Raw genomic sequence first — 13287 nt, 5'->3', positions numbered from 1 at the left:
GGCGAAATGAGCTGGTCCACGACCCCGCTCGGCGCGGGAGGTGCGCACCGGGTGACCGTGCCCGGGTGCCGCAAGGTGCTGGTGATCGTTCCGAGCGTGGTGGCGGGTACCCGGCTGCTCGACCTGCTGCCGTTGCTGGAAGCTGACCACCGGCTGCAGGTCTACTTCACGCTGCCCGAACCGGACGGCAGCACCACGGCGTTCGTCACCGCGATCGGCGGGCTGGTCATCCCGTGGGAGCTGGCGCTGCAGCACGAGTTCGACCTCGTGCTCGCAGCGAGCTACCGGTTCATCGACCGCGCGCCGGGACCGGTTCTCGTGCTGCCCCACGGCGCGAGTGCGATGAAGTCACGACGGCGGATGCGCCACACCGCCGAGCCGGTGCACGGTCTCGACCGGCAGCTGCTCATGCGCGACGGCAAGGTGCATGCGGCGGCGATCGTGCTGTCACACGACCAGGAGCTCGACGTGCTCGCCGAGTCGTGCCCGGAGGCATTCGGCAGGGCCGTGGTGGCGGGCGACCTCTGCCTCGACCGGATGCGGGCGAGCTTGCCGTTCCGCGAGCACTACCGCCGTGCGCTGGGCATCGAGCCCGGCGAGGCGTTCGTGACGATCAGCTCGACGTGGACGGCGGAGTCGACGTTCGCCCAACGCCCGGAGCTCTACCGGGAGCTGCCGCGCGAGGTGCGGGTCGGGGCCGTGCTGCACCCGAACATCACCGCGGTGCACGGCAAGTGGCAGGTGCGCGCCTGGCTGGCCGACTGCGACGTGATCGTCATTCCGCCGGAGGAAGGCTGGCGCGCGGCGGTGATCGCGAGTGATGTCGTCATCGGCGACCACGGTTCGACAACGCAGTACGCGGCTGCGGTCGGCCGGCGCGTCTTGCTCGCGACCTGCCCGGAGGTCCGCGAAGGCAGTCTCGCTCACGTGCTGCGCGAGCGGGTCCCGACCTACACCGGCGATCTCGACCAGGCCGTCCGGGTGCCGGGCTTCGCCGAGCTCCTCAGCTCACGCCTCGATCGAGCGGGAGAGGTTCTGCGCGCCACCATGTACGGCTTGATCGGCATCGAGGAGCCGGCCTTCCCCGCTCCGATCGCACCGGTGCCGGTGAGCCGTGTTCGTTGACGAGGGCGTGGTCAGGGAAGACGGCGTGCTGCTCGTCCGCACGGAGCGGGCAGCACGGAAGTGGTGGACGCTCGCCGACGTGTTGCTGGCCGCGCCACAACGGTCAGCCGGGCTCGCCGTCGCTGCCGCCCGGCTGTTGCTGAGCCGGTACGTCGGCTGCTCGCTCGTCGTCGTTCCGATCGACAGCGCCGAGCCGGTCCCTGACCCGGTCGGCGCTCGGGTCGAACGATTCGCCGTAGCAGGCCAGTGCGGCGCGATAGTGGTCACGGGCGAGCGGCCAGTCACGCTGCCGCTCGGCGATCTCGCCCAGCAACTCGAACGCGTCGGCGACGTGCAGCGGTGAGCCGGCGTCCCGGACATCGGCGAGCACGCCGTGTGCCAGCATGAGCGACTCGTCGAACCGGCCGGCGTGCAGGAGTGCGCGCGACAGGAACATCCGTGCCCGCGCCTTGTCCACCGCGTTGTCCAGCAACGCCTCCGACTCCCGCAGCTCGGTGATGGCCTCGTCCAGGCGCCCCAGATCGATCAGCACCTCGCCGACGCGCCGCCGGGCGAGACCGATGCCGCGGACGCGTCCGTGGCGGGTCTCGACGTTGACACCTTCGCGGAAGTACCGCAGCGCGACCTCGAACTCGCCCTTGAGCCGGTGGGTGTGCCCCAGCAGCACCAACGCGGTCGCCCGGCTGCCGAGGTCGTGGTCTCCCGCGAGCTCGAGCACGACCCGCACCTGCTCGGTCACCTCGTCGAGCCGGCCGAGGTTGCGCAACGCGACCGCGAGCTGGATGCGCAGCCTGGCCTCCGCGGTCTGCTCACCGCACGACTGCGCTGCCGCCACGGCGAGCTGGTGGGTGAACAGCCAGTCCGAGTAGTGGTGCCGACGCTGGAACAACGCGAACATCGCCTCGGCGAGCTGCCAGACCAGCTCCGGCCAGCCGCGGTCCTCGGCAGCGCGCAACGCCTGCACTAGGTTGTCGCGTTCGTGGTCGAGCCAGTCCAAGGCCTCCGCGCGGGAGCCAAACGCGTCGGGATCCGCCGTTTTGAACCGCAACCCCACCCGCGGTCGGCCGGGGATCGCGGCGGAGTCGGCGACGACCGCCTTGTCCAGGTAGAACTCCACGGCTCGCTGGACCGCCTGCTCGACGTCGGCGTCGGTCTGCTCGCGCGCGTGCAGGCGCAGGAGGTCGTGGAACCGGAACCGGTCGTCGCCGGCCTCGCTGAGGAGGTTCTTCTCGACGAGGTCGTCCAGGTCGTCCTCCACCTCACCGACGTCGTCCGCGAGCATCGCCGCCGCCACCTCGACCCCGAAGCTCGGTCCGGGGTGCCACGAGGTCAAGCGGTAGAGCCGCGCTTGCCGCGGCGGCAGGTCCACATAGGACAGATCGAGCACCGCGCTCACGGAGGCGGATCCACCGAGGTCCAGGTTGGACAGCCGACGGTTCTCGGTCCTCAGCTCGTCCACTTCCCTGGCGAGCGAGCGGCGCGGCCGCCGGGACAACCGCGCGCCGATCACGCCGAGCGCGATGGGCATCCCGCCGCACAGCCGCGCGAGCTCACGGGCGGCGTCGGCCTCGACCGCGAGCCGGGGTTCACCCACAACCCGTTCCAGCAACTCAACTGACGCCTGTACGCCCATCGGGTCGACGTCGATGAACCGGGCACCGTCCATGCCGAGCGGGCTCAGTCGCCAGCGGCTCGTCACCACGACCACGCAGCCGGCCGACGCGGGCAGCAGCGGGCGCACCTGCCCGGCACTCGCCGCGTTGTCGAGCAAGATCGAGAACGCGCGGTCCGCTGTCAGCGAGCGGAACAACGCCTGCCGTTGCGGGAGGCCGGGCGGCACCACCTCGACCCCGAGCGCGCCGAGGAACCACTCCAGCACCTCGTCCGGCTGGGCGGCTTCGGCGTGGGCACCGAGGTCGACGTAGAGCTGCCCGTCGGGGAACCGGTCGCGCGTGTCGTGCAACCACCGCAGCGCCAACGAGGTCTTGCCCACGCCGCCGGGGCCGCTGACGACCACGAGCAGCTGGTGTTCCTCGTGCTCCCACCACCGGTCGAGCTCGGTCAGCTCGTCAGCTCGGCTGACGAACACCCGCGGCGGAGGCGGCAGCTGTTGCGGCACCGGGTTTCCACGTGTACTGGAATGGATGTGGAGGCTGCCGATCGAGCCCGCCTGCACCACGTTCCCGCTGACCGTCCCGGACACGGAGTTCTCGACCTCGGCCACCCGGCATCACCCCACGCCTCACGCTACGACGTGTTTTGATTCCATGACACCCAAGACCGGGTTAATTGGATCAGCACTCCATTCACCATGCGGATCGTGTCGAGTTCTCCACTGCTTGGTCACCTGCTCTCGCTGTTCCCCCTCGCCCGCGCGTTTCGCCGGACACTGCCACGGCGTTCGGGCAGGATCTGGTCGTGCTGGAGGCGTACGACTTCGTCGGTCCGCTGATGGCTGCGGCGAACGATGTGCCGCTGCCCTCTCCCTCGTGGCGGACGCTGATCAGGGAGTGCGAATGGACCTGGGACGATGCCGAAGTACGACTCGCCCCGACAGATTATCGACATGATCGGCGGGAATGCCTGATCCAAGTGGGGCCTTGTACCCGGTCGTGAAGCTCGTCTACGTCTTCGACGCCTACTGCGGCTGGTCGCACGCCTTCTCCGGCACGCTGCGCGCCCTCACCGAACGCCACCCCGACCTGCCGGTGGAGGTCGTCTCCGGTGGGCTGTTCACCGGGTCGCGGCGCGTGCCGATCCGCGAGTTCGGGTTCATCAAGGACGCGAACGCGCAGGTCACCGCACGTACGGGCGCGCGGTTCGGCGACGCGTTCAACCGGCTGCTCGACGAGGGCGAGTTCGTGATGGACTCCGAGGGTGCCGCCCGCGGGGTGGCCGCGGTGCGCGAAGCCGCGCCGGAGCGGGCCGCTGAGCTGGCCATCGCGGTGCAGCAGGCGTTCTTCCACGACGGCAGGAGCCTGTCCGACCCGGAGACGTTCCGCGGGATCGCCACCGACTTCGGGCTCGACGGCGACGCGGTGGTCGCGGCGTTCCACAGCGCGCAGCCGGAGGCGGACTTCGTGCGCGCGGCGCGGTTCGGCGTCAGCGGCTACCCGACGCTGATCGCGCTCGACGGGACGAACGGGTACGCGCTCGCCCGCGGACACGCGACGGCCGAGGAGGTCGAGGAACGGCTCGCGGCCATCCGCTGAGCAGGCGGCCAGATGTTGTGCCTTCGACGCCCCGAGGTTCGCGCGGCGGTTCAGCTCACGTGCACGTGGTGGCGCCCGGCCCAGGCCCCCACGACCGGCAGCACGTCGGTCATCCACTCGCGTGCCGCGGCCGTCAGCTCGTACCTCGCCGCCCGGCGGATCACGAAACCGTTGTCCTGCAGGCGTTCCAACGTCCGGTGCACGGTCGGGCCCGCCGTGGCGACGAGCTCCTCGAACGCCTTCGGACCCTCTGACAGCTCCACCAGCACGTGCGGCAGCAGGTCGCTGCCCATCAGCTCCTGCAACGCGAGCAGGTGGTGCAGCGCCGCGGTGTCCGTGCGGCGTTCCGCGAACGAGCCGGGGTCGTGCACCTGGACGCGCGCCCGGCCGCCGCGCTTGGCGAGCTGCAGTGCGGCGTCGGCCTCGCGGACCAGGTCGACCACCGTGGCACCGGGGTCGGGGACGTGCGCGCCGACGCCGATCGAGGCGGTCTGGCCGGTCAGCGTGAGGCCGTAGCCGTCGTTCGTGGTGATGTCGGTCCGCAACGCCCTGATGCCGCGCAGGATCCGCTCGGCGACCACGGCGGCCTCGCCCGGTGTGGTGCGCGGCAGCAGGACCAGGAACTCGTCGCCGCCGTACCGGCAGACCAGGTCGGCGGAGCGGGTGTGCGTCGTCAGCACGCCCGCCACGTCGGTCAGCACCACGTCGCCGGCCGGGTGGCCGTAGTCGTCGTTGATCTTCTTGAACCGGTCGAGGTCGATCATGAGCAGCGCGACCTGCTCCCAGCGGCGCTGCGCCCTGCGGTACAGCGCGGGTGCCTGGTCGTCCCAGCCCCAGCGGCCGAGCAGGCCGGTGAGGCGGTCCGTGGCCCAGGCACCGAGCGGCTGAGCGCAGGAACCGCACCGCGAGGGAGCGCTCTCGTCGTGCAGGACAAGGGAACGAGCAGCACCGTCGTTCACAGTCAGCCCCATCCGCGCCGTCGTCATCAGTCCCCCCAGACGTCAGCCCTGACTGGCCTCAGCTGCCACGTTCAACTGAAGTGACGTCGTTCGGATCAAACGCGACACAGCAGTGGAAGCGGCGGACTGTGAGCATAGGGCTACGCACTGGTGGATTCAACCCTTGTGATGCCATATGCTCGCGAGGTTCCACAGCAGTGGAATGATTGCCGGCCGTAGGGTCGCTCCAGCGGAGGTGTGGCGTGAGGCCGTTCGCCGAGGTCCTCAACGAGCTGTGCAACAACCCGCCCAACCACCCCGGCAAGATGACCAACGTGGCGCTCGCGGCGGCGGTCAGGGAACGCGGCGGGGACATCGGGCACGGCTACATCTCGCAGCTGCGGCTCGGCGTCAAGGACAACCCGACCTGCCAGGCCGTCGTCGACCTCGCCGGCGCGCTCGGCGTGCACCCCGCCGTGTTCCTGGGCGGACGGCGCGAGCTCTACCGCGGTGAACGCCCCGGCTGGCGCGCCACCGCGCTGAGCACGCTGTTCGAGGCGGTGCACCCGCCCGACCGCGGCCCGTGGTCGCCGGAGGAGGTCGCGGCGTCGATCAGCAGCGCCGGCCACTACGGCAGCATCTCCGCGAGCTACATCCGCGAGCTGCTCAGCCAGGCCAGCGCGAACCCGCGGCTCAAGCACATCCTCGGGCTCGCCGACCACTTCGGCGCCGATCCCGCGTACTTCTTCGACGACGACGTCGCGGCGAAGGTCGACTCGGAGCTGACCGACTTCCTGGCGTTGCGCGAGCTCGGCGTGGTCGAGTTCGTCACCCGCCTGGCCGAGCGGACGGGTGAACTCTCCCCGCAGGCCAGAGCCGCTGCGGTAGAAGGGTTCCGGCAGGCGCTGGAGGTCGGCGAGGGCTGGACGTTCCCGATGAAGGGCCGCCGCACCCCGCCCGAGAACGCGTGAAGATCGCGATCTGGACCGCTGCTGCCGAGGACGAGAGGAGGCGCCGGGTGAACCGCAGGAAGCTGCGCGAGCTCGTCGACGAGGTCACCCGCGACCTCGACCTGCCGCCTGACGCGACGCACCGGGACGCGAGCCGCCGGGTCTGCGAGCTCATGGGCGAACGGCTCGGGAGCCCGGTCGAGGTGCGCTTCGCGCAGATCACCGGGACGACGTGCCTGAGCGGCGCGACGGCGTTGCTGGAGAACGGCACGTACCTCGTGCTCTGCGCCGACTCGCCGTCGTGGTACCACCGCCTGCACGTGCTGCTGCACGAGTTCGCGCACGCGTTGCTGCGGCACGAGCCGGTGGCGCTGACCAAGGCCGAGGGCATGCGCAAGCTCGCCCCGAACCTGCTGCCGCGGATGGCGCAGATCATCGCCGGGCGCACCACGCTCACCGAGGACGAGGAGCGCCAGGCCGAGAACCTCGCCGACCACCTGCTGGAGCGCCTGACCGAGCACCACGTGTGGGCGGACACGGCGGGCACCGACACCGCTCCGCACGTGCGGCGGATCGCCGAGTCGCTCGAGGGGCGATCCCGCTGGGTGCGTCGTGGCGATCTTTGACCTGGCCTACCTCTCCAGCGGTCTGACCGGTCTGCTCCTGCTCGCGTACAAGATCCGGGCGCTGCGCTCGAACTGGGGCAGCCCCAGGGTCGTCGCGCTGATCTCGACGGTGTCGTTCTCCGCGTTCGCCGTGTTCTTCGCCGCGCCCGCGAACATCACCTGGATCAACTGGGTGTCGGGCGTGCCGAACTTCGCGGCGCTGCTGGTGTACTCGCTCGTGGTCGGGTTCTCCGGCTCGTCGTTCGCGTTGGTGCTGTACTGGCGTTGCCCACCGGTCCAGGCGTGGCAACGGGTCCGGCTGATCCTCATCGGCTACGGCACGATCATCGCGGCGATGGTGGTGCTGTTCTGCAAGTCCGAGGTCGGCGACGAGCGCCAGGTCGACTTCGACACGTTCTACGCCACGCAGCCGACGGTGGCGGTGTTCCTGTTCATCTACTTCGTGGCCACGGCGGTCGGCTGCGGCGGGCAGGCCTACCACTGCTGGCAGGGTGCGCGTGACGAGGCGATCTCGGCGCGGCCGTGGCTCGCGCGGGGGCTGCGCTGGTACGCGCTCACCGGTCTGGGCCCGGTGGCGTTCGCGGTGGTCAAGCTGTTCGTGCTGCTGATGAACTGGGCCGGTGAGCGCAGCTTCGACGTGCTGAGCACGGCCGCACCGCTGGTGGCGGCGCTCAGCATCGTCCCGCTGGTGATCGCGATGGCGTTGCCGGTGTTCGGGCCGCGCCGCCCGTCGCCGCGGCTGTGGCTGCGCCGGTGGCGGACGTACTTCCTGCTGCGGCCGCTGCACCGGTCGCTGGCGCACGTGAACCCGCACATCGTGCTGGTCGCGCCGGGCAAGTTCCTGAACCCGCACCACCGGGTGCGCAGGCAGATCATCGAGCTGAACGACTGGCGCTGGGCGCTGACGCCGTACTACGACCTGTCCGTGGGCGAGTCGGCCACCACCCTGGCCCGCGCGGCCGAGCTGCCCGCCGACGAGCTGGCCGCCGTGGTCGAGGCCGCCCAGCTGCGCGCCGCCGGCACCGCCGAGGCCCGCCGCAGGCCACCTCAGCGCCGTCCCGCCGCCGAGATCGTCGACGGGACGGACCTCTCGACCGAACACGACCGGTGGGTGCGCATCTCGCGCGCGTTCCAGCACTCGCCCATCGTCGACGCCGCGGTGGCCGACGCCGCCCGCGTGCACGCAGCAGGGGGAAACGACTAGATGGCACCGACACACGCCGTGGTCCTCGGCGGAGGACTCGCCGGGATGCTCGCCGCGACCGTCCTCGTCAAGCACTACGACGAGGTCACCGTGGTCGAGCGGGACCAGCTGCCGGACGGCCCCGAGCCGCGCACCGGCGTGCCGCAGGCCCGGCACGCACACCTGCTGATGTCCGGTGGTGCCCGCGCGATCGAGGAGCTGCTGCCCGGCACGCTGGACGAGCTCCTCGCCGCCGGCGCGCACCGCATCGGCGTGCCCAACGCGCTGGTGTCGCTGAGCGCGCAGGGCTGGGTGCCGCGGTTCCCGGAGATGCAGTACATCGTCTCGTGCAGCCGCAGCCTGCTCGACTGGGTCGTGCGCAGCCAGGCGTTGCGGGACAACAAGATCTCGGTGCTGACCGGCACGGAACCGGTGTCGTTGCTGGGTGACGGCGACGCCGTGACCGGGGTGCTGGTGGAGGACCGCGTCTCCCGCGAGCGCGTCTCGCTGGAGGCGAACCTCGTCCTCGACGCCACCGGCCGCGCCTCGAAGCTCGCGCGGTGGCTCGCGGACTTCGGGCTGCCCGAGGTGCCGCAGGAGACGGTCGACTCCGGTCTCGCCTACGCCACGCGCGTGTTCCGCGCCCCCGCCTCGGCCGCGACGGACTTCCCGATCGTCAACGTGCAGGCCAACCCGCGCGACCCGCACCCCGGTTGCACGGCGACGCTGCTGCCGATCGAGGGCGGGCGCTGGCTCGTGACGCTCTCCGGCACCCGCGGCGGCGAGCCCACCACCGACGAGTCGCGGTTCGTCGACTTCGCCCGCTCGGTCCGCAACCCGGTCGTCGGCGACCTCATCGCCGACGCCGAGCCGCTGACCCCGGTCTACGGCGCCCACGGCACCGCGAACCGCCGCCTGTTCTTCGAACGCCTGAAGTCCTGGCCCACGGGCGTGCTCGCGCTCGGCGACTCGGTCGCCACCTACAACCCGGTGTACGGCCACGGCATGTCGATCGCCGCGCAGAGCGCGCTGGCCCTCGACGCGGGCCTGCGCTCCGGTGCCACCGCGCAGCAGGTGCAGCGCGCCATCGCGAAGGTCGTCGACGGCGCCTGGGCCATGGCCACCAACCAGGACATCCTCTACCCCGACGCGATCGGCAAGCCGCTGCCGCTGGCGGGCCGCGTCCTGCAGCGCTACGTCGACCGCCTGGTCCGCACCGCGACCTCCGAACCGGCGGTGACCCGCGCGTTCATCGACGCGTTCACCCTCTCCGGCCCGATGACGAACCTGATGAGCCCCAGGGTGTTCCTGGCGACCTTGCGCGGCCCGCGCACCGCTGCCCCCGCCCCGACGCTGACCGCGGAGGAACGCGCCCGCGTCACCGGCCCGGCGTGAAGTCCAGGCTCTGCACGTACTCCATCGCCCGGCTGAACTCCGGGTCGCGCATCCTGGCGTCCAGCTCGTCCGGGGCCGGTTCGGCGACCCGCTGGTGCACCCACCACAGGTTGCCGAACGGGTCGGCGAACCTGCTCACCCGGTCGCCCCAGAACAACTCGGTCGGCTCGGTGAGCACCCGCGCGCCGTTCTCCACCGCCCGCAGGAGAACGGCCGCGTCGTCGGCGACGTACAACCGCAGGAACCCCGGTGTGGCCGGCCAGTCCGGATGGTCGAACATCATCACCACCGAGTCCCCGATCCGCACCTCGGCGTGGCCGATCGCCCCGGTCTGCCCGACGCGCCCCAGCTCCACCGCCCCGAACACCTCGACGACGAACTCGATCAGCTCCACCGTGCGGCCGCGCGTGATCAGCCACGGCGTGACGGTGTGGTAGCCCTCCGGCACAACGTTCATGGCCCGACCGTATGGCCGATGTAGGACGACATCGGTCCTACTTCTGGCCTAGGTTTCCGGCATGAGCGACGCCGCCCGGCTCCTGCGCCTGTTGTCCCTGCTGCAAACCCCGCGCGAGTGGCCGGGCAGCGAGCTCGCCACCCGCCTCGGCGTCACCGGCCGCACGATCCGCCGCGACGTCGACCGCCTGCGCGACCTCGGCTACCCGGTGGAGGCGACCCTCGGCACCCTCGGCGGCTACCGCCTGGTCGCCGGCCAGGCCATGCCCCCGCTGCTCCTCGACGACGAGGAGGCCGTCGCCATCACCCTGGGCCTGCACACCGCGGCCCGCCAGCCCGTGTCCGGCATCGCCGACGCCTCCCTGCGCGCCCTCGCGAAACTGCGCCAGGTCCTGCCCCCGCGCCTGGCCCGCCGCGTGGCGACCCTGACCGCCACGACCTCGTCCTCGCCGGTCCCCGCGGCCGCACTGGTCGACCCCGCCCAGCTGACCGTGGTCGCCGCCGCCGCACACGCCTGCGAACGCCTGCGCTTCTCCTACGTCTCCACCGAGGGCGTGACTTCGAAACGCCACGTGGAACCCACCCGCCTCGTCGCACTCGGCCGCCGCTGGTACCTGCTCGCCCACGACCTCGACCGCGCCGACTGGCGCGTCTTCCGCTTGGACCGGATCACGTCGGCCCTCGCGACCGGCGCCCGTTCCACCCCGCGCACCGCACCCGGCGGCGACGCCGTGGAGTACGTGGCACAGCGGATGTACGACTCGGTGCCGGTGCACCGGGCTTCCGCGACGCTGCGGTTGCCGGTGGAGGTGGCGCGGGCCCGCCTCGGTGACGCCGCTGGGGAGCTGCGGGCACTCGACGCGGCGTCGTGCCGGTGGGAGAGCGGGGAGGACACCGTCGAGTACCTGGCGTTCCGGTTGACGTTGCTGGACTGCGACTTCACGGTGCACGGACCGGGGGCGCTGGTCGACCACCTGCGCAGGGTGGCGGCCCGCATCACCCACTCGATAGGCGCCGGTTCAAGGACAGAAACATGACAAACGATCTGAACCGCACCTGGATCGTTAACCTGCGACCCACGGCAACTGTCCGCAGACCCCCCAAGGCACAGCGGAAGAACGGTGACTCCCGTGCCCTTAGACATCCACCCGAAGGTGTTCCTGGCGTACGCCCACAAGGACCGCCAGCACGCCGACGCCCTGCAAGCCGGCCTGGAAGCCCGCAACGTCACCACCTCCCTCACCGAGCTGACCGACGCACCGGTGCCCGACGCGATCGCGTCGTCGGACTACTACGTCCTGCTGTGGTCGTCCCACACGCCGTCGCGCGAGTGGGCCACGGACACCTGGATCGCCGACTTCGCGGCGGAGCTGACCCGCCGCCGCGCGTTCCTGTTCATCGTGCGCGTGGACGAGGAACCGCTGCCGTTGCTGACGCCGCGCAAGCACGTGGACCTGGTGGACGCGGTCGAGCGGCTGGTCACGGCGTGGCGGTCGGACCGCAAGTCGGCGTTGCCGGTGTTCCCGCAGCCGCGGCCACCGGTCGCGGACGGGCCCACGGTCGCGGTGTCGGTGCGCAGCCACGACCTCGGCATCACGCACGTGGTGATGGCGCCGCTGCACCTGACCGGCGAGGCCCTGCACGGGGCCGTGCACACCGCCTTGCGGTTGCCGGAGGAGCAGGTCAGCTTCGACGGCACGGTCGCGATCCGGTTCTCCTACCAGCTGTTGCACCAGGACAGCCCGATCGCGCGGGACGAGTCCACTGTGGACCTGACAGCGGTCGACCTCGGCATCAGGGTCGAGTGGCTGGGCCCCGAGGACGCGCTCGACGTCGACCAGCAACGGCTGCTGCTCATCGCCGCGTTCCGCCATTTGCTCCCGTAGCGGTTCACCCGTTCCGGGGTCACACACGCGTGCATGCAACCCGGTAGGTTGACCGTCATGTCCGAGCCGTTCTCGTGGGTGCCCGCAGGAATCAACACCGACGTGCCCAGCGCGGCGCGCGTCTACGACTTCCTGCTGGGAGGTGGCCACAACTTCGCCTCCGACCGCGTGGTCGGCGAGAAGGTCCTCGGCGTGCTGCGCGACGGCCGGGCCATCGCCGCGTCGAACCGGTCGTTCATGCGCCGGGCCGTGCTGATGATGATGCAGCAGGGCATCACGCAGTTCCTGGACCTGGGCTCGGGCATCCCGACGGTCGGCAACGTGCACGAGATCGTGCAGCAGGAGAACCCGGACGCGCGCGTGGTCTACGTCGACTACGACGAGGTCGCCGTCTCGCACAGCGAGCTGATCCTGGAGGGCAACCCGAACGCCGGCGTCGTGCAGGCCGACATGTGCTCCCCGCGGGACGTGCTGTCCGACCCGGTCGTGGAGGACCTCATCGACCTGTCCCGGCCCGTCGGCCTGCTGATGGTGGCCGTGCTGCACTTCGTGCCCGACGAGAAGGGTCCCGCCGACGTCGTCGCACGTTATCGCGACGCCATGCCGCAGGGCAGCCTCATCGCGTTATCGCACCTCACGGCCGACTTCAAGCCGCAGGAGATGGGGACCGTCGTCGAGGCCATGCAGCACAGCCGCGACCCCATGTACTTCCGCTCGCGCGACGAGTTCCTCCCCATGTTCGAGGGCATGGAGGTCCTGGAACCGGGCGTCGTCGCGGCACCGCACTGGCACCCCGAGCTCGGCCCCGCCGGAGAAGGCGGCCCCGAGGACGTCTACGTGGGACTCGCCCGCAAGCGCTGAGCACCACCACGGGAGAATGGCCTCCGTGGAGCCGCTCGAGACCGCGCCGGGTGTGCGGGCACGGATGAGCAAGCAGAAGTCCCGCGACACGCAGATCGAGATCGAGCTGCGCAGGGCGCTGTTCGCCGCGGGACTGCGCTACCGCGTGCACCGCCGGCCCCTGAAGAGCGTGCGCAGGGAGGCCGACATCGTCTTCACCGGCGCGAAGGTCGCGGTCTTCGTCGACGGGTGCTTCTGGCACGGCTGCCCCGAGCACGCCACGTGGCCCAGGAACAACGCCGAGTTCTGGCGGACGAAGATCGAGACCAACCGCCGCCGTGACCTCGACACGGACGCGAAGCTCACCGATGCCGGCTGGCTGGCGGTGCGCGTGTGGGAACACGAGGACGCCGCAGCCGCGGCCGCCCGCGTGCACGAGGTGGTGCTGAGCAGGCGACCGCGCTGATCGAGCCGGGCGCTTTTCCCTCCTCCAAGACCGGGGTGTCGTGGCGTGATCTGCCGAAGCGGTATGGGGGGCGGGCGGGTCGTGCGGCGGGCAGACCGAATCAGATGATCATGCTGTCGGCCGGTCCCGCGGCGGCCGTCGGCGGACGACTGCGTGTACTGATGTGCGTTCACCCCGATGGAGCATCAAGTCGCCCGTCCGCGACGCCGA

13 protein-coding genes are annotated in these 13287 nt (G+C 71.1%); 10 read left to right on the top strand and 3 right to left on the bottom strand.

What is annotated here, in order from left to right; all coding sequences use genetic code 11:
• Positions 1-6: 6 nt before the first annotated feature.
• On the top strand, positions 7-1125 hold the full coding sequence (locus ACZ7CF_RS20130) for a hypothetical protein (RefSeq protein ID WP_470370248.1): 1119 nt from the start codon (positions 7-9) through the stop codon (positions 1123-1125).
• A gap of 103 nt (positions 1126-1228) precedes the next feature.
• On the opposite strand, the gene ACZ7CF_RS20125 is transcribed toward ACZ7CF_RS20130, so the two are convergent.
• Entirely contained in the window at positions 1229-3349 is a 2121-nt protein-coding gene (locus ACZ7CF_RS20125) for an ATP-binding protein (protein ID WP_470370247.1), read from the bottom strand.
• Between the two features lie 355 nt (positions 3350-3704).
• On the opposite strand from ACZ7CF_RS20125, the gene ACZ7CF_RS20120 reads away from it, so the two are divergent.
• Complete coding sequence (locus ACZ7CF_RS20120) at positions 3705-4337, top strand: DsbA family protein (RefSeq protein ID WP_470370246.1); 633 nt, start codon at positions 3705-3707, stop codon at positions 4335-4337.
• 50 nt (positions 4338-4387) lie between these two features.
• Here ACZ7CF_RS20120 and ACZ7CF_RS20115 read toward each other — a convergent pair whose 3' ends face one another.
• The gene (locus tag ACZ7CF_RS20115; protein ID WP_470370245.1) at positions 4388-5308 is read right to left on the bottom strand and encodes a GGDEF domain-containing protein; all 921 of its coding nucleotides are present in this window, start codon (positions 5306-5308) and stop codon (positions 4388-4390) included.
• A gap of 230 nt (positions 5309-5538) precedes the next feature.
• Between ACZ7CF_RS20115 and ACZ7CF_RS20110 the strand changes: the two genes are divergently transcribed.
• From ACZ7CF_RS20110 to ACZ7CF_RS20095, 4 genes are read left to right on the top strand one after another with little or no spacing between them, the layout of a single operon-like run.
• Positions 5539-6246 carry a hypothetical protein gene (locus tag ACZ7CF_RS20110; protein WP_458430462.1) on the top strand — a complete coding sequence of 236 codons (708 nt, stop codon included), beginning with the start codon at positions 5539-5541 and terminating at the stop codon, positions 6244-6246.
• 47 nt (positions 6247-6293) lie between these two features.
• Positions 6294-6851, top strand: a complete 558-nt coding sequence (locus ACZ7CF_RS20105) for a hypothetical protein (protein WP_360395444.1) — start codon at positions 6294-6296, stop codon at positions 6849-6851.
• On the top strand, positions 6838-8055 hold the full coding sequence (locus ACZ7CF_RS20100; protein ID WP_470370244.1) for an MAB_1171c family putative transporter: 1218 nt from the start codon (positions 6838-6840) through the stop codon (positions 8053-8055). Before ACZ7CF_RS20105 ends, ACZ7CF_RS20100 begins: the two co-directional genes overlap by 14 nt.
• Positions 8056-9429 carry an NAD(P)/FAD-dependent oxidoreductase gene (locus tag ACZ7CF_RS20095; RefSeq protein ID WP_458430460.1) on the top strand — a complete coding sequence of 458 codons (1374 nt, stop codon included), beginning with the start codon at positions 8056-8058 and terminating at the stop codon, positions 9427-9429.
• On the opposite strand, the gene ACZ7CF_RS20090 is transcribed toward ACZ7CF_RS20095, so the two are convergent.
• Entirely contained in the window at positions 9413-9886 is a 474-nt protein-coding gene (locus tag ACZ7CF_RS20090; protein ID WP_458430459.1) for a VOC family protein, read from the bottom strand. The genes ACZ7CF_RS20095 and ACZ7CF_RS20090 overlap by 17 nt on opposite strands.
• A 61-nt stretch (positions 9887-9947) precedes the next feature.
• Between ACZ7CF_RS20090 and ACZ7CF_RS20085 the strand changes: the two genes are divergently transcribed.
• The 4 genes from ACZ7CF_RS20085 to ACZ7CF_RS20070 all read left to right on the top strand — a co-directional run bounded on the left by ACZ7CF_RS20085 (position 9948) and on the right by ACZ7CF_RS20070 (position 13077).
• Positions 9948-10922, top strand: a complete 975-nt coding sequence (locus ACZ7CF_RS20085; protein WP_360395438.1) for a helix-turn-helix transcriptional regulator — start codon at positions 9948-9950, stop codon at positions 10920-10922.
• Positions 10923-11015: 93 nt separating this feature from the next.
• Complete coding sequence (locus ACZ7CF_RS20080) at positions 11016-11771, top strand: toll/interleukin-1 receptor domain-containing protein (protein ID WP_360395437.1); 756 nt, start codon at positions 11016-11018, stop codon at positions 11769-11771.
• A gap of 57 nt (positions 11772-11828) precedes the next feature.
• The gene (locus ACZ7CF_RS20075) at positions 11829-12632 is read left to right on the top strand and encodes an SAM-dependent methyltransferase (protein WP_470370243.1); all 804 of its coding nucleotides are present in this window, start codon (positions 11829-11831) and stop codon (positions 12630-12632) included.
• 16 nt (positions 12633-12648) lie between these two features.
• Positions 12649-13077: a very short patch repair endonuclease gene (locus ACZ7CF_RS20070; protein WP_360395434.1), complete on the top strand. Its 429-nt coding sequence runs from the start codon at positions 12649-12651 to the stop codon at positions 13075-13077.
• Positions 13078-13287: the final 210 nt, after the last annotated feature.

The organism is Lentzea sp. NPDC036955, from assembly GCF_055608005.1.
Note: the sequence above shows the minus strand (reverse complement) of the source record. Positions and strands in the feature narration are given on the sequence as shown.